This is a genomic window from Mucilaginibacter glaciei, assembly GCF_014773245.1.
GTDB classification, from domain to species: Bacteria; Bacteroidota; Bacteroidia; order Sphingobacteriales; family Sphingobacteriaceae; genus Mucilaginibacter; species Mucilaginibacter glaciei.
The window spans coordinates 37,901-53,595 of sequence record NZ_JACWMX010000009.1; the positions used below are offsets into that span (position 1 = coordinate 37,901).

Sequence of the window (15,695 nt, forward strand, 5' to 3'; positions counted from 1 at the left end):
AAAAGGCTAACGCTTGGACGTATCCGGTCGCCGATGAATTGGATATGATCTGTATATTTGTTCTTGATGGAAATCAGGGATAGTTCAAACCAGTTATTATTAGGCGTAACGGCATTAGAAGAGGCAAGTCTTGGTTTACCGGTACAGTACCCGGTGTATACCGTGTATTTTATAAAAAATGGCCTTGGGGGTTTCCACTCAGATTTTGGCACTTTCGCTTTTAATGGACCGGTGTTATTATTCTCTACCCCGCTACAAGTCATCTACCTGACTGAAAGCAAAGATATCAATTGTACCCGTGTACAGTTCCACGGCGACTTTTATTGTATTGAGTACCATCGCCAGGAAGTGGCCTGTAATGGCCTGCTTTTTAACAACATCTACATTGACCCATTGGTGCCCTTATCAGATAAAGAATCATTAATATTTGAATCTTTGTTAAATAATATGCAGGAAGAATTTAAGCAAGAAAAACCATCAGAAACGGTAATGAGGGCTTACCTGCAACTTTTTTTAGCTAAATCCAGCAGCATAAAAACAAAATCACTTTCTGACCCCGAAGGCCATATAGAAAAAGATGAAATGATGGAACGGTTTCGGCTGCTGCTGGATAAACATTTTTTGCACCTTCACAAACCATCTGACTATGCTTCGCTGCTGGCAATGACACCGGATAACTTAACTAAAAGGAGTAGCCGTTACTTTGGTAAGACGCCTTCCCACCTGATTCAAGAGCGGCTTATCCTGGAGGCTAAAAAACAACTGCACCTTACACGTAAAAGCATCAAAGAAGTGGCTTATAACCTTAAATTTCAGGATGAGTTTTATTTCAGCCGGTTCTTTAAAAAGTTTACTAAAGTATCTCCGCAGGCTTTCCGCGAGCAGACCGGTATTTCAATCGTTGCTGACTTACACGGATAAAGATTGGTAAAGCCGAGCAACTATAAATCAGCTTCGTTAGATTTTAAATTACCTTTATTGCATATTCACCAATAATCCTATCCTGATCAAAGTTTCCCCCTGATATACCTAATCCGCCAATGACGATACTGTTTATCACAACCGGAAATCCTCCAGGCAATAATTCTATGTCGTTATTATTATCCAATGATCTTTGAAGCTCAGGAAACTGCTTAATAACACCATTTAATACATGGCTTGGTAATTTTAGTTGTGAAGCAGTCACTGCTTTCTTCCTGCTTGCGGCTATGCCGAAATAACTGCAATTTTCCTGCCTTAACAAAGCGACCAAATGGCCTCCGTTATCTACTACCGAAACCGTGATGGCAATGTTTAACCGCCCCGCTTCATCAAGCGCGCGGTGCAATAATTGATTAATGAGTCCTTGGTTCATGCGCTTAGTTATTACCCGGGAAAAACTTTTCGTCCTTTATCTCAAAAACGTCTTTGGTTTTGCAATACCGGGAACCTGCCATACGGCCTATAGCTTTTAAGGCCTGATAATCGACGCGATAGTTGTCTTGCAGTATCTGCTCTGCAAAGTGCATATATAAAATCTCACCGATAATTAACCTTGACCTGCCTATCGTTACAACTTGGATCGTTTTACACTCAAAGGCAATAGGGGCCTCTTTAATCCGTGGAGCCCTTATCATTTTGGCTGTTACTGCTGTTAAGCCGGTGAAATCAAATTCCGAATGATCCTCCGTTAACGGAAAAGCGGATTTAGCCATAGCTGTCGCGAACGATTCGGTAGCAATGTGGGCTACAAACTCACCGGTACCGCCATCATCCGGTAATTTGGCGTTTCGCAGCGTATCTTTTTCAGTCCCGTCAGGCTTTGGCCCGGCAACGGCGAATGAAACTGCCATTGGCGCATGGCCTGCAATATTGAAATAGGAGAATGGTGCGAAATTAGTTATTCCATTCGCCGAAATTGTACTAATAACACCTATCGGCCTCGGTATGATACTGCCTGTTAGTAATTTGTACCGGGCTTCTACAGAAATATCTGAAGGATTGATCTCTATCATAGTAGTAAGTTTAAACAAAGGTAAGTAATACTGACTATTTAGTCAATAGCACTTACTATATTTGATGAATAATTATGGAACACCAGAATTTTGCAGCAAAACTGCATAAGTTGACCCGATTGATGACGGCTCTTAGTGAACATCGCTGGGCGTCTGACGGCTACACAGATATCAAGATGGGGCATTTGCAGGCTTTGATAAAATTAACTGAGGGCAACTTCAATAATAACCAGCTTGCTTCATGTGCCGGTATGACCAAACAAAGCATGAACCGTTTGACTACCGAACTTTTTCGATCAGGATATATAGTTAGCGCGGAAGAACAATCAGCAGATGCGAGGATCAAAATATTGACCCTTTCTGACAAAGGAAAAATGTTTATTAAGTATCTTGATTCGACGCGTCTTGACCTTGAAAATAAACTGGTAGAAGTTTTAGAAAAACGCAGGTTCAATGAATTTAATTATTCACTTGATACTTTGCTTGGCTTTATAGAGGAAAGACATAATAGTATATAAATTCACATTTAATGTGGTTTTAAAAGCCTTTCCTGTCCACACGATTTTTCAAATATTCATTTGAAACTAAGGACAACTCACGGGTAAGCAAGCCACCGCTTAACGGGCTCCAAACCATTAGGCCTACTTTCTGATCTTGTAGTAAAGGAAAAATTTCACGCTCAGCGTCTCGTACATCTAATGAATAATTGGCCTAAAGAGAGCCAAACCTGTCTAAACCGTTGTATTGCGAATAAGCCAGTCCCTTCATTAATTGCCAGGCAGTAATATTGCTTGTATCAAAATATATGATCTTGCCGCTTCTTACCAGGTCGCCTAGCGTTTTGATCGTTTCTTTAATTGGTATCAATGGGTCTGCTGTATGGATCTGATAGAGGTCGATATAATCTGTTCCAAGTCTATTTAAACTTGCATCAATTTGCTGAATAATATGTTTTTTAGAAAGCCCTCTATCATTTTCGCCTTTGCCCATTGACCCTCTTACTTTGGTTGCCAGCACCCGGTCATCCCTGTTAATACCAAGATTTTTGATTGCCCGGCCAATCATTACTTCAAAATGCCGTCTGAATAAATATTGGCCATATCAATAAAATTAACGCCTGCTTCTGTCGCCATCTTAAACTGTTCATCAACTTGTTCCTGATCCAGATTACCCATGTAGCCGAAAAAACCGTTTCCACCGTAGTTCATGATTCCTAAACAAAGGATTGAAACTTTCAAGCCTGTAATTCCTAAAATTTTATACTTCATGTTGTTTAATTATGAAGTGCAAATTTCAACAGTCTGCGCTGATCTGTTGTGTTCAAAACGCAGTTATTGGTATTCAAAATGAACTGGATTGATGACATCTGCAAATAAGATCTTATATAGGTTAATGCATTATCTACTATACTATATTTATCATCATACCGGTCATCCTATGGTTAACGATCGGCCTTTGTTAGTTTATGTAGTTAATGTAATAAGGCCGGTTAGTTAAACGACCGCCTAAACGCTAAGGGAGAAAAGTTTGTTTTTGCCTTAAAAAGCTTATTAAATGATTGAGCATGCTCGAAACCCAACTGGTATGCAATTTCACTTACCGATAAATCAGTAGTCGACAGTTTTTCTTTAGCCTTTTCAATTACTTTGTATTGTATGTGTTGTTGGGTTGTTTGGCCGGTTAATTGTTTTAGCAGGCTGCCTAAGTACCTGGTAGAGATATTGAGTGTTTCCGCAACATATTGAACTGTAGGAATTCCTTTCGAGAGCATATAATTATCAGTGACGCATATATTTAACAAACTCTCCAGCCGATCAAGGATTTGGTGGTTAGTTATCTTCCTGGTAATAAACTGACGTTCATAAAATCTTCGGGAATAAGTTAGTAGCACCTCCAGTTGCGCGATAACCACATCCTGGCTAAACTTGTCAATATTGGATTCAAACTCCTGTTGAATATTTCCAATAATGCCATTGATGATATTTTCTTCCCTGTCTGAAAGAAATAAAGCTTCCCTTACCGAGTAATTAAAAAATTCGAATTGCCTGATTGTTTTTGCAAGTACGGTATTCCATAGAAAGTCAGGATGAAGAAATAATATCCAGCCAGAACGTTCTGCGACTGGCTGATCGTCTTGTGCTAATACCTGATCGGGTGCCATAAAATACAGTACTCCTTCATCGAAATCATATTCCTGCTGACCATAGCTAAGTTTATTAACCCCTCTTTTTAGAGATATGGAATAAAAGTCAAAAACAGCACTTATTCCAGGCGGGGGTTTGATTTTTGCATAGTCGACGATACTAACCAACGGATGCCGGGGCATAGGAAGCTCCAGCATCCGGTGCAGTTGCGTTATAGAATTGACCCTAACAGGTGTTCCGTTTGCCATATTGTAAAAATACTATTTTGATTTTCTTTTAGCTTTCTCAATTGTTTTATCCATGAAGTTGAGGAAAAACTTGGGGGCAACCCTACCCATCAACTTCAAGGCTTTCGACATCCCTGGTAGAATCTCCAGCCTATCGTTCAAAATACCTTTGATAGACTCAGTTACCATTTCGTCCACTTTCATTATTGATGCCGAACTTCCCATATCTATGTCTGAAAATGCATCTTGCAAAGGAGTATCGGTTGAAGGCGGAGCAACCTCAAAGATTTTAATATTCGTATTTTTTAATTGTAAACGCAACACCTGCGTGTAAGCGTGGATACCTGCTTTGGCTGCACTGTAAACAGGAGAGATCGGTAGCGGAATAAATGCCAAACCTGACGAAATATTAATGATTGCGGCAGAACTTTGTAATTTTAAATGCGGTAAAAAGCGGTGAACCATACGGATGGTCCCGGACAGATTGATGTCTACCTCATCAGTAATATGCTCCAATTTAATACTGGTATCCTGCAGGTTCAGGTTCTTCATAATGCCAGCATTGTTAATAATAATATTTAACGCCGGAAATTTTTGGGTAACCTCCTGATACAACTTCTCAATGTCCTGCGGTTCGCTTACGTCGCTTTTAATGGTATGTATCGCATGAAATTGCCTTTTGGTTTCGTCCAATTTAACTGTATTACGACCAGTAATTATGATTTGAGAAACGCTACTTAGGCTAAGTTGTCTTAAAAATTCAAGTCCAATGCCACTCGTACCTCCGGTTATAAGAATAGTGCTGTTTTTTAATTCCATGTTTTCGACTGATGTTTCACAAAGATCAGCAATCAGCCGAAAGTGGATGTAGCCCAAAGTCACATTGTTGTAGCCAGAAGGAAGGTTTATAAAAATCTTTTCTCTATTTCTCGGATCGGATAAGCCATTTTTCTTGAACAGTCAGGTACTTGCAGTGGGTAGTGCAAAAATCGCAGTCGATTAAGTAGCCTTATAAGCGGCAATTATAAATCGCTATCATTAACAAGCATTCTTTCTTATACATTTAATTTTTTTGGCATTGATATCTGGAGTTCAGATATCAATGCATATTTATCTTACTACCTGAACTGGGAGGCCATTTTAAGCTAAGAATTTTTTGATAGATGCACTTTTTGTGCAAACAAAAAAACCCATTCGCCAGAGTGGGGTTAAATCATTGGTTAAGGCCCCCATTCGGAAAGAATTCGAACCATATCATTGATCAACTTCGCATATTCAACAAATTCATGATATTGGAACTATTCATTAGCAAGTAATTAACGATTAATTTATTGCCCGGTTGCTACCTCCGGTTAAGCGTTCTGAATTTCGAAGGAGAAAACCCGCAAACTTTTTTAAAAGAACGAATGAAATAAGAGTAATCACTAAAGCCTAATTCAAAGGCAATTTCTTTTACATCTGCATCGCTATGATACAATAAGCGTTTAGCTTCGGTAAACGTTTCATGCTGAATCCAATAACTCACGGTTGAGCCTGTGACACCTTTTATAGCCTCATTTAAGTAACCCGATGAAATGTTGAGCATCGAAGCATAAGCGGATGGACTTTTTACTGTTCTAATATGTAAAGAAAGCAGCTTTTTAAACTTTCGTGCGAGATCAGCAGATCGGCTATGCTTGTATTCTATCGTACCTAAGGAACTATAGTTACTGGCTGCCATTCCCAAAAATGAGTGAGTCAGGGCATGAATGATTGAAAGGTAATATTGATCACCTTTCCTTTGGGTATACTCATTATATAAGAGACAAAGCAGGTTATCATACTGTTTTAATTCATATTCAGATAATTTGCATGGTGGCTGTAAATTTAGCCGGTTTTCAAAAACCGCTTGTAACTCTATAGCGATCAATGCAGGGTCAACTGCAAGGAACCAACCTTCAGCATGATCGGTTTTAACCCGTGAGTGGATTTGCGTAGGGATTATAAAGTAAATGTGCCCGGCAGTAACTACTACATCCTGAAAGTCGACATGAAGTTTTCCTGAACCTTTTTTTAGAATGAAAAATATATAATGATCGTCCCTGTGATTATCATAGCTTTGATTTTGTGGAGATTCATCATTACCTTTGAAAGTTTTGACCTGCAGACCTATACTGGTTTTATTTTGCAACTGGTCTACCGGTATGCTGTTCATTATCCAAAAATACGTTTATCTCTTTAAATTCAGGAGCTTATCAGCATTCACATAAGCGATTTTTGCAATTTGCGACTCAGAAAGATCTATCGAATTTAAAAACTCAATACCCATTTCATTTGTACTGAAAGGATAGTCGACCGAAAACATAATATTATCTATGCCAAAAGTATCTAATGCGATTCTTAATGGCGGCTGGGTAAAAAAGCCACTGGTAGTAATATGAACCTGGTCTTGAAACGTATCGGTCAGCGTGCGCTGGTTAGCACCGCCGTTACCGAGTTTGAATGCCCGCTCAGATCTTGCCATCATCATGGGTAACATTTCGCCCATATGGCCGATAATTAATTTCAGCTTAGGATATTGATCAAAAATCCCCGAGTAAAGGAGCCGTAATATATGCAACGCGGTTTCTGAATGCCAGCCCCACCCGTAACAGGCTAAAGCCTCTGCCGTACCTGAATGATTCGGCAATCCACTATAATAAATATTTGCAATCCCTTTTGGTGGCAGTCCAGGATGTAGGTAAATTGGCACATTTAATCTTTCGGCACGTTCAAGTATGGGGTGAAACTCAGGCTGATCTAAAAACTTATCTTGTGTCAGTCCACGTATCATCGCACCGCAGAAACCGTATTCGGTTACTGTTCGCTCCAGTTCATCTGCAGCCGCAAAAGGGGCGGTCATAGGCAGGTGGGCGAATGCAGCAAACCGGCTTTCAAAGCCGGCTATCCGTTTGCCGATCAGGTCGTTGTACTGTACAGCAAAAGCAGGGCCTTTTTCGGCGCTCAACAAATTAGCACCAGAACTATCCACAGAAAGCACTTGCATCGAGATACCATTAGCATCCATTGATTTCAAACGCTCCCCGGTGATATCGGCCAGTTTCGGCATAAGCTGTTGCATTCTTTCTGATTTCCCAAAACCGCCTAAAGCATCTTCAGGTATTTGGCCAGACATCTCAGGAAATGAAATATGTTCTTCAAGTGTTACAATACGCATATTATAGAAATTAGAATGTTTGTAAATGAAATCCTGCTAAAACTTCAAATAGATTACCATGAAGTCTCACCACTATCTTTAAAGAACTTTGCAGTGATGCCGGGGATATTTTGTGCTGCCAGCGTTACAATGGGGGTCGCACCCTGTTCAACGGATTTCGTTCCTTTGAATTGATTAAGGTCAGTGGCGGTGTGTCCGGGAGTAACACTATTGACACTGATTCCGCTCTCACGCAGTTCATTAGCCAGCAGTACGGTAAACGCGTTTAATGCGGTCTTTGAAGAGCCATAAGCATGAAACTTGTCCCTTGATGGGTTTCCTCCCGGGACGCTCATGGCCGCGAGTGAGCCCACTTCACTTGAAACATTAATAATAGATGATTGTCCAGATTTTTTAAGCAACGGCAGGAACTCCTGCGTTGTTTGTATCACGCCAAAAAAATTGGTTTCGAATATCCAGCGTAGGTTTTCCAGGCTACATATGGAAAGATCCTGAAGCAGACTACCGACTATACCGGCGTTATTAATCAAAATTTCTAATGAACTAACCTTGGCTTCCAATATTTGTCTTGCCTGTCGGACAGATATAATATTGGTCACATCAATTTGAATACTCTCTACATTAGTTATCCCCAGATCAAGCAACTTTTGAATCGCTTCCATTCCGTTTTCCTTATCTCTACATCCCAAATAAACAAAGTAATCTAATTGGGCGAGTTGCATGGCGGTCTCAAAACCGATTCCTTTATTTGCCCCTGTTGTCAACACCGTTTTCATAGCCTTTATTTAATGTTAGTTTAAACGACTTATACAGCGTTTAGTATATTAAATTGAAGCTACAAATTTAAACCGGTCTGCTAATTGACATCAAGACAACGTTCAGGGTTGTAATAGGACTATTCAGGGATTAACTACACTGTGAGCGTTTTCAAACTTCACAGTCACGGGTAACGTTAGCGTTAAATGAAGGTAAGAGAGGGGTGCTAATAGAAATGATTAACTATATATTATTTTGTTGATCCCCAGACTGGACATAATTCGAACCAATTATTAGAAAATTTAAAGTTTTTAAGCGCCCTCTAAATAGCTTAAGATTGGCTATCAATAATCATGGCGCTTAATGCGTCTCCGAAGAAATGCTTCTTTTATATTTATCCAATTTATTTTAAAGCCATCCAAACTTCTCTATAAGTCTTTCCTTCTGATTTCGCGCTACCGGTATACTTTTATCATTGGAGAGTATGAGGTAATTGCCTTCGCCACGGACATATTTCTTAATGTGATCCAGGTTAACCAGGTATTGACGGTGCACTCGCAAAAAATTTCGCTTTTCTAATACTTCCTGTATATCGCCTAGTGTTTTGGCTACAGTGTGCTGATGGCCATCAATCATAATAAAACGGGTGTAATTGTTGTCAGACTCGCAATAAATTACATTTTTGATTTCTGCAAAGGCTACTCCGTTTTGAAATGGCAAAGCTATTTTATCAGGGAAGGACTTTTCACCACCATTCAACTGTTGTTTCAACAAGCTAAGCTGTAGTTTAACGGGGAACCGTCGGTACTCTGCTTTTTCAACAGCGGCTTTAAGGTCTTTGCCATCAATGGGTTTTAGCAGGTAATCCAACGCACTAAAGCGGAAGGCTTTTACCGCAAATTGATCGTATGCGGTCACAAATACCAGGCTGAAATTGATATGGCCTATTTTTTCCAATAGCTGAAACCCGTTCATTATCGGCATTTCAATATCGAGGAAAACAATATCGGGCAGTAGTTCAGTTATTTTTGCAAGCCCCTCGTTACTTTCTGTGCAGTTGGCTACTACTTGTACCTGTGGGCAATACATTTTTAGCTGCAATGCCAATAGCTTTACGCAATCCGGTTCATCATCTATAATAACAGCTTTAAGCATATATTGGGGTTAGATAGGAATTTGAATGGTGACTTTTGTTCCTATGGCTTTATTCATAGCATCCTTCAAATCGGTTATTCTTACATCTGCCTCCATCTTATATAATTGGTTAATTATATCTATCCTTTCAGAAGTCATTTTTAAGCCGAAAGATTTTTGCCGCGTGGCCGATTTACTTTTATACGCTGCAGCCAGCTCCCGCCCAACGCCGTTATCGGTAATTTCAATATGCAGCAAATGCTCCAATGGCAGGGTAACATCTATTTTTATATTACCGCCATCCTTTTTATGCATCAGGCCATGCCATATCGCATTCTCTACGTAAGGCTGCAAAAGTAAAGGGGGAACATCGGTGAATTGCTGGTCTATCGCCGGATCTACGTTAATGTCGTATTGTACCTTATTTTTAAAGCGCATGGCTTCCAGCTTTATATACAAACGCAGTGTTTCCAGCTCTTTTTGCAAGGTAACCTTTTCTGATTGAGAGTTTTCAAGCACCAGCCGGATCAACTGCGAAAAAATGGTTAAGTATTCAGATGCTGTTTGCGAATCATTTTCGAGTGTATACAGCTTAATGGAGTTAAGGCAATTGAATATAAAATGCGGGTTCATTTGCGCGCGCAACGCTGTCATTTCAGTTTCGGCTATTTTTTGCTCAAACTCGGTTCGTACCTGTTTTATTTTTTGTGCTTCGCTGATGCTGCTCTGCAATTGAAGCTCATTGGTTTTTTTGGTCAGCGCATTTTCTAATTGCAAAGCATAAGATGCCTGCATCCTGTTCCTTTCAATAAGAACCAGTTTGGCGCGATAGGATAAGGCAAATGAAAAGCAAATAGCCTCTATAGTTAAACCCAGTAAAAAGAAAGCCGGTATGAAAATGATAATCATAAAAAGCTCCCGGCTATGGGAAGGTATTTTATAGGTAATGCCGGTAAATGGCAGGAACCACAATAACAGCAAGCTCATTAAGCCGCCGAAAAGGAACCATTTGACGGGTTCTTTACTTTTTGCGGTAAGCACCAGCAAAACCAAATTAAGCATCACTGTAGGCCATACCGAAGTTACAGTACCATAGTAGTTTTTATTAAATATAAACCAGCCAGTCCGAACCTGCACAAACTCAGCCAGCATTTGGAATATAGCAATGCCAATTAATATGTTAATGATTAACCAGCCTTTTTGGAAATGGGTAGGTAAACTTAACATTTTGCCGATGAAGAGTGCATAGAGTACAGGGATCAAAAAAGTAAAAACTGAAAATATCAGATCGCGTATAAACGGTGTAAATAGCATTAACTGCATCCTTATATCCAACCAAAACAAACCCATTAAAAAGGATGCGATGGTATAACTTACATACCATATAAAGGCGGCATCTCGGTATAAATAATATTGGTAAATAGCGAAAATGCTGATGAATAACAAACAACCACATAAAATAGACAGCATCGAAAAAAGATACCTATCCCCATTAAAACCTTCGTAACCGCCCTTTAAAGACAGATAGGGTGTTTGCAGTTTAATCTCAGGCGGCACGAATTGAGCTTTACGATCTTCAGTTCGTACATAGCATATTATTGTTGAACCCGGCAATACAATAGCCGCCAGCCCTTGGCGCAAGGCCAGCTTACCTTTAACCTCGTACGCGCCGCTTAAGGCTTTTAGCCGGTTATCAACATACAAACGGGTGAAACAATGCGGCGATAACCCTACACGCAGATCAAGCGTATCGGATAACGATGGGTTGCAGATGACAAACTTAAACCATTGAATGATCAGTGGCCTTGATGAATACTCTGTCTCTCGGTAGGCTTTAGTAAAAGCAATAAACCGCTGCTTTTTTATCTCGCTAAAACTAAGGGGTTCATCGGCCCGGTCCTCATAAAACAAGACCTGGCCAGCAATATCAAGAGGTTTCACCCATTTTGGCTGCCCGTTCAATACAATCGTATCCTGGCCTTTTACAGGCAGGCTAAAGAGAATAAAAAGGAAACTTAGGATATATACAGCGCGCATATGTCGAGGCATTTTTAAAAGTACGCAAAGCACACGGCATTACTTAAACTTTATGGTGAACAGTTGTTTTTTTGAGTGAATGGAAAAAGGGGCCGATTAATTTCTGTTAACTAAATAAATAATGCCCTTTGCTCAAATTACCCGCCACTGGACTGTTACCGCTTTCATGCCCTTTTTAAAGGATGCAGCTTTACAGCAACGAACTCAATTCGATCAATCGAAACCAAACATTTGCTAAAACTTCAAATCAACATGAAAAAAATTAACAACATCCCCAAATGGATCACAAGCATCGCAATGTTACTCGTTGCAAGTATGGCTGTAGCGCAGGTGCCGCCCGCTGGCAAATACGATACCACCAGTTACCCTGACGACAGAAAAGCTATTGAAAAACTAATCGCAAATGATGGCGACGACCAATATTTAAATGATGACTATGTTTCGGTTAGCCCCGATGGTAAAGTTTACTATGGTGCCGAAGCCTGGAAGCAAAGCTTAAAAGGCCTGAAATTTAAGTCGATAAAACCGGTACCCGGCACTTCGATCTTAAGGATATACAATGCTGATGCCGCAGTAAGAAACGTAATATTTGATGTAAGTGTTATAACTCCAAAAGGCGATGACGCGCTCAAGCTGATCGTAAGGGAGACGTATGTGAAGCAAAATGGCAAATGGCATATTGTTGGCGGCCAGGGTACGCGGATGATGAGCCAGGAAGAACAAGCAAGTTTAAGTTTAGGAAGTAGTGTAAAACCGTCATATGATGCCGCGCCATTTACCCCGCCGGCCGGCAAATACAACACCACCAATTACCCCGCAGAGCGTAAAGCAATTGAGGCGCTGCGTATGCTGCCCGATAGCGCCACACACCTAAACGACGATTACATTGCTGTTGGCCCTGAAGGCCGTATATCTTACGGGCTGAAACAATGGCAGGAAGGATTTGCAACAACCGCTGTAAAATTTAAAGGGGTAACGCCGCTGTGGGGATCATGTTTTATGCGGGTTTATAATGGCGATACAGCCGTGAAAAATATAATAGCCGATGTGTTGTTTGATACTCCTAAAGGCGATCAATACATCACCGTTATCCGCACCGAAACCTATATTAAACAAAATGGCAAATGGTATTTTGTAGGCGGGCAGGGTACCAGGAAGGCCACGGCGGAAGAAAAGGAAAACATGGGCGTAAAAGTTTCAGAGAAAAACTAACAGCAATCCATGCACTACCTCAAAACAATTGTAATCACCGGTTTATATAGCCACCTGTTCTTTGTGTTTGTGTTTATTCTGATGCATTTCATCAGGCCGGATAAAAGCATATTGGCCAGCTTTGTAAGTGAGTACGCCGTGGGTAATTACGGCTGGTTGATGACCACAGGTTTCTTTAGTATAGCAATAGGTGCATTGTGCCTTATTGCGGGGCTACTAATCACCATTAAGGCATCTAAAACCGCAATTACTACATTGGTTATTTGGTGTATCGGGGCTTTCCTTTTCTCCATATTTACTACCGACCTACCCGGCGAGACCCCAACACCGCAAGGTTTAATTCATGGTTTATCTGCACTAATAGCTTTGTTTAGTTTAGGTATAGCCATCATTGCCTGGGGTTTTACTTTTAATATAATCAATACCTGGCAACATATGGCCAAAATCTCCTGCCTTTTCGGGGTAACAAGTGCTGTGGTATTTATTTCGTTTTTACTCAGCCCGCCATCATTAAGGGGCCTTAGTGAGCGGATACTGATAGTTTGGGATATAACCTGGATTATACTGGTGAGCAGGCAACTATATATCAAATTAACGCAATCAACTTTAACATTTTAAAACTTACATATGAAACCTATCCTATTTCTTTTATCCGCTTTACTGATGGTGCTATCTGCCTGTGAAAAAAAGGTAGACCATAAAGTTTATTTATTGACCAAAGCCGACTCCACACAACTGGATTTAACCAGCAACCCCGAAGTACGAAAGGAGGTAATTGCTTACATGCACGCTATTGCGCCTGATAAACCAGGGGCTGCAAAGCTAACCGCCGCAAGTAGCGCTGACCTTGTTGCCGTAGGGCCGGAAGGGTTAAGATCAATTAGCGGCGGCGCTTGGAAAAAAAATGCAGAGAACGACGGCATTGTATTTAAAAATGTAATTGTGGTGCCTGGCACTGAAATAGTACGGCTGTATAACGATGGCAAAACGGCCGTGAGAAATGTGTTGCTGGATGTAACGTTAGGCACGCCGGTTGGCGAAATGAATTTAGATGTGATGCGCCTGGAAACATACATCAAAAAAGGAGATTACTGGTGTATGGTAGCCGGGCAGGGAACCATGCCTTTTGACCGGTTGGATGTGATGAAAACCCTGGTTATCCGAATCCTCCTGGCATTTATCACCGGCTTGCTCATCATGTTTCTAATTATGCGCCGTAAACTGAATAAGCTAAAATGAAGTGAAAGCGTTTGTGATGAAAATAAAATATGCCGATTTTTTACCACCATAATCCCTTGCCTTTAAGCCAATTTTGAAATAAAAACCAAACTAATCATGGAAAAGACCTATCAAAATGTTAGCTACTTTGTAGTAGTGATTTTAGCCTTTGTAATCTGGGGCTTTTACCGGACTTATTTCGGCTTGTTTCCCTCTTTTAATGGCATAACCACAGTACAGCACTTTCATGGAATGATGATGTTAAGTTGGTTTGCTATGCTTATTGTTCAGCCATTTTTAATACGGTATAAAAGATACGAGCTGCACCGCAACCTGGGTAAGGTATCTTATATATTGGTCCCATTAATATTGCTTTCCATTTTCTTAGTTACCAAAGGCCAGTTTCTGCGTTTGGCACCAACTATACCTAAAGTGCAAAATGTGGCAAGCCTGGCATTGAACCTACCGGACATCTTCGCATTTGCTGCCTTATACACCTTGGCCCTGGTTTATAAAAAAAATAGTGCTTACCATATGCGATACATGATAGCTACTGCCTTTTTAATGCTTGGCCCAGGCGTAGGCAGGGCAATGATTATTTACGGCGGCGTGCCATTTCCGTTGGCTATAGAATATTCGCTTTTATTAACAGATGCCTTAGCCATTGGCTTTATTATTTACGACTTGATAAATAAAAGGCCCTACAAGCCTTACCTGGTTACCCTGGGCATTGTGCTTTTTATGCACTTGATCTGGCAGTTCCAGCTTTCGGCAGCCTGGCAGGCGGTTGCAGGCGGGTTTGCACAACTATTTTTTTAAAAACTATAATAGCCTAACTATTCATTATCAATTAATTAAACTGTATTTTTAATAATTATTTTGAGGGAAATTAAACCTTTATTCCTAATTGCTTTGCTACGTTACCTTTATCCCGATCAAATAACAGCACAATACATAAAGCATTACTTTTTACTGAGTTTTGTTTTTGATGCCCGTAACAAAGTGCCGGTAAAACCGTATCCGGCCTGCCCGGATCAGGGTATTACATTCTATGTTCGAGGTGATCTTTTTTCCGAGATCCCCGGGATAAAGGTTTCAGAAAAAAGGGCACGTTCGGTAATTATGGGGCAAAATACCTGCAGGCATAACTTGTATCCGCCTAATGACTATATCATGTTTCATGTAAGGTTTCAGCCGGGCGCTTTTTACCAGCTTTTTAAAATACCCATGACCGAGTTTATCGATCAAAATATCGATGCCGAACTGGTACTGGGCAACGTGATAAAAGAGCTTAACGAACAAATGGCAAACACTAAAAACCCTGAAGATTTTCAATTCATATTTGAAAGGTTTTTATGGAAAAAGATAGGGCAGGCAAAAGATTTTATCCACCCGGTTGATAAAATTGGCGGGCTTATTCTTAATTGCCCACAAAATTTCAGATTCGAAACTTATGCTAACCTGGCCTGCCTCAGCATCAGCCAGTTTGAACGTACCTTTACCCGACAGATAGGTATTTCGCCTAAATTTTATGCCAGGATTTGCCGTTTTTACCAGGCTTACGGACTGAAACAGCAATGCCCCCATTTAAGTTGGCTTACCATCGCTATACAAACAGGCTATTCAGATTATCAGCATTTGGTTAAGGATTTTAAACAGTTTTCAGGCAATACACCAAACTCCCTGATCACCGAAAGTGAACATGCCCCGGAAAGGGTGCTTGGATATACGGATTTTTCAGCCACAGGCTTATTTCATAGGATATAATACTTAGCGC

At 40.5% G+C, this 15,695-nt stretch carries 17 protein-coding genes and 1 pseudogene; 7 read left to right on the forward strand and 11 right to left on the reverse strand.

What is annotated here, in order from left to right; translation table 11 throughout:
• Positions 1-66: 66 nt before the first annotated feature.
• Positions 67-921 (forward strand): helix-turn-helix domain-containing protein, encoded by an 855-nt coding sequence (locus tag IDJ76_RS18315; RefSeq protein ID WP_191165325.1) that lies wholly within the window; start codon positions 67-69, stop codon positions 919-921.
• Positions 922-964: 43 nt separating this feature from the next.
• Here the strand turns inward: IDJ76_RS18315 and IDJ76_RS18320 are convergent, their stop codons facing one another.
• Together IDJ76_RS18320 and IDJ76_RS18325 are read right to left on the reverse strand one after the other, a co-directional pair.
• Positions 965-1,354, reverse strand: coding sequence for a GlcG/HbpS family heme-binding protein (locus IDJ76_RS18320; RefSeq protein ID WP_191165327.1), 390 nt, complete (start codon positions 1,352-1,354; stop codon positions 965-967).
• Between the two features lie 4 nt (positions 1,355-1,358).
• Entirely contained in the window at positions 1,359-1,994 is a 636-nt protein-coding gene (locus tag IDJ76_RS18325) for a flavin reductase family protein (protein ID WP_191165329.1), read from the reverse strand.
• 74 nt (positions 1,995-2,068) lie between these two features.
• Here IDJ76_RS18325 and IDJ76_RS18330 point away from each other — a divergent pair, with 74 nt between their 5' ends.
• Positions 2,069-2,512: a MarR family winged helix-turn-helix transcriptional regulator gene (locus IDJ76_RS18330; RefSeq protein ID WP_191165331.1), complete on the forward strand. Its 444-nt coding sequence runs from the start codon at positions 2,069-2,071 to the stop codon at positions 2,510-2,512.
• A 19-nt stretch (positions 2,513-2,531) separates the two neighbouring features.
• Here the strand turns inward: IDJ76_RS18330 and IDJ76_RS21065 are convergent.
• The 9 genes and pseudogenes from IDJ76_RS21065 to IDJ76_RS18370 all read right to left on the reverse strand — a co-directional run bounded on the left by IDJ76_RS21065 (position 2,532) and on the right by IDJ76_RS18370 (position 11,488).
• Positions 2,532-3,059, reverse strand: a pseudogene (locus IDJ76_RS21065) (aldo/keto reductase).
• A complete protein-coding gene (locus IDJ76_RS21070) occupies positions 3,059-3,262 on the reverse strand; it encodes an aldo/keto reductase (protein WP_262892237.1) in 204 nt (67 codons plus the stop codon). The pseudogene IDJ76_RS21065 and the gene IDJ76_RS21070 overlap by 1 nt, the downstream one beginning before the upstream one ends.
• Before the next feature lie 221 nt (positions 3,263-3,483).
• On the reverse strand, positions 3,484-4,386 hold the full coding sequence (locus IDJ76_RS18340) for a helix-turn-helix domain-containing protein (RefSeq protein ID WP_191165333.1): 903 nt from the start codon (positions 4,384-4,386) through the stop codon (positions 3,484-3,486).
• 12 nt (positions 4,387-4,398) lie between these two features.
• Positions 4,399-5,184: an SDR family oxidoreductase gene (locus IDJ76_RS18345; protein ID WP_191165335.1), complete on the reverse strand. Its 786-nt coding sequence runs from the start codon at positions 5,182-5,184 to the stop codon at positions 4,399-4,401.
• Positions 5,185-5,707: 523 nt separating this feature from the next.
• Entirely contained in the window at positions 5,708-6,559 is an 852-nt protein-coding gene (locus tag IDJ76_RS18350; protein WP_191165337.1) for a helix-turn-helix domain-containing protein, read from the reverse strand.
• A 15-nt stretch (positions 6,560-6,574) separates the two neighbouring features.
• Positions 6,575-7,561 (reverse strand): amidohydrolase family protein, encoded by a 987-nt coding sequence (locus tag IDJ76_RS18355; protein ID WP_191165339.1) that lies wholly within the window; start codon positions 7,559-7,561, stop codon positions 6,575-6,577.
• A 53-nt stretch (positions 7,562-7,614) separates the two neighbouring features.
• On the reverse strand, positions 7,615-8,337 hold the full coding sequence (locus IDJ76_RS18360; protein WP_191165341.1) for an SDR family NAD(P)-dependent oxidoreductase: 723 nt from the start codon (positions 8,335-8,337) through the stop codon (positions 7,615-7,617).
• Positions 8,338-8,725: 388 nt separating this feature from the next.
• On the reverse strand, positions 8,726-9,472 hold the full coding sequence (locus IDJ76_RS18365; RefSeq protein WP_191165343.1) for a LytR/AlgR family response regulator transcription factor: 747 nt from the start codon (positions 9,470-9,472) through the stop codon (positions 8,726-8,728).
• Positions 9,473-9,481: 9 nt separating this feature from the next.
• Positions 9,482-11,488: a sensor histidine kinase gene (locus IDJ76_RS18370; RefSeq protein ID WP_191165345.1), complete on the reverse strand. Its 2,007-nt coding sequence runs from the start codon at positions 11,486-11,488 to the stop codon at positions 9,482-9,484.
• A 252-nt stretch (positions 11,489-11,740) separates the two neighbouring features.
• On the opposite strand from IDJ76_RS18370, the gene IDJ76_RS18375 reads away from it, so the two are divergent.
• From IDJ76_RS18375 to IDJ76_RS18395, 5 genes are all read left to right on the forward strand, one after another.
• The gene (locus IDJ76_RS18375; RefSeq protein WP_191165347.1) at positions 11,741-12,700 is read left to right on the forward strand and encodes a nuclear transport factor 2 family protein; all 960 of its coding nucleotides are present in this window, start codon (positions 11,741-11,743) and stop codon (positions 12,698-12,700) included.
• 9 nt (positions 12,701-12,709) lie between these two features.
• Positions 12,710-13,318: a DUF998 domain-containing protein gene (locus IDJ76_RS18380; RefSeq protein WP_191165349.1), complete on the forward strand. Its 609-nt coding sequence runs from the start codon at positions 12,710-12,712 to the stop codon at positions 13,316-13,318.
• Between the two features lie 9 nt (positions 13,319-13,327).
• Positions 13,328-13,939, forward strand: a complete 612-nt coding sequence (locus IDJ76_RS18385) for a hypothetical protein (protein WP_191165351.1) — start codon at positions 13,328-13,330, stop codon at positions 13,937-13,939.
• A gap of 96 nt (positions 13,940-14,035) precedes the next feature.
• Positions 14,036-14,737, forward strand: coding sequence for a hypothetical protein (locus IDJ76_RS18390; RefSeq protein WP_191165353.1), 702 nt, complete (start codon positions 14,036-14,038; stop codon positions 14,735-14,737).
• A 60-nt stretch (positions 14,738-14,797) separates the two neighbouring features.
• Positions 14,798-15,685, forward strand: a complete 888-nt coding sequence (locus tag IDJ76_RS18395; protein ID WP_224746405.1) for a helix-turn-helix domain-containing protein — start codon at positions 14,798-14,800, stop codon at positions 15,683-15,685.
• Positions 15,686-15,695 lie beyond the last annotated feature (10 nt).

Coding starts and splice junctions, on each gene's coding strand:
- IDJ76_RS18315 (WP_191165325.1), top strand. CDS start 67: ATGGAAATCAGGGATAGTTCAAACCAGTTATTATTAGGCGTAACGGCA.
- IDJ76_RS18320 (WP_191165327.1), bottom strand. CDS start 1,354: ATGAACCAAGGACTCATTAATCAATTATTGCACCGCGCGCTTGATGAA.
- IDJ76_RS18325 (WP_191165329.1), bottom strand. CDS start 1,994: ATGATAGAGATCAATCCTTCAGATATTTCTGTAGAAGCCCGGTACAAA.
- IDJ76_RS18330 (WP_191165331.1), top strand. CDS start 2,069: ATGGAACACCAGAATTTTGCAGCAAAACTGCATAAGTTGACCCGATTG.
- IDJ76_RS21070 (WP_262892237.1), bottom strand. CDS start 3,262: ATGAAGTATAAAATTTTAGGAATTACAGGCTTGAAAGTTTCAATCCTT.
- IDJ76_RS18340 (WP_191165333.1), bottom strand. CDS start 4,386: ATGGCAAACGGAACACCTGTTAGGGTCAATTCTATAACGCAACTGCAC.
- IDJ76_RS18345 (WP_191165335.1), bottom strand. CDS start 5,184: ATGGAATTAAAAAACAGCACTATTCTTATAACCGGAGGTACGAGTGGC.
- IDJ76_RS18350 (WP_191165337.1), bottom strand. CDS start 6,559: ATGAACAGCATACCGGTAGACCAGTTGCAAAATAAAACCAGTATAGGT.
- IDJ76_RS18355 (WP_191165339.1), bottom strand. CDS start 7,561: ATGCGTATTGTAACACTTGAAGAACATATTTCATTTCCTGAGATGTCT.
- IDJ76_RS18360 (WP_191165341.1), bottom strand. CDS start 8,337: ATGAAAACGGTGTTGACAACAGGGGCAAATAAAGGAATCGGTTTTGAG.
- IDJ76_RS18365 (WP_191165343.1), bottom strand. CDS start 9,472: ATGCTTAAAGCTGTTATTATAGATGATGAACCGGATTGCGTAAAGCTA.
- IDJ76_RS18370 (WP_191165345.1), bottom strand. CDS start 11,488: ATGCGCGCTGTATATATCCTAAGTTTCCTTTTTATTCTCTTTAGCCTG.
- IDJ76_RS18375 (WP_191165347.1), top strand. CDS start 11,741: ATGAAAAAAATTAACAACATCCCCAAATGGATCACAAGCATCGCAATG.
- IDJ76_RS18380 (WP_191165349.1), top strand. CDS start 12,710: ATGCACTACCTCAAAACAATTGTAATCACCGGTTTATATAGCCACCTG.
- IDJ76_RS18385 (WP_191165351.1), top strand. CDS start 13,328: ATGAAACCTATCCTATTTCTTTTATCCGCTTTACTGATGGTGCTATCT.
- IDJ76_RS18390 (WP_191165353.1), top strand. CDS start 14,036: ATGGAAAAGACCTATCAAAATGTTAGCTACTTTGTAGTAGTGATTTTA.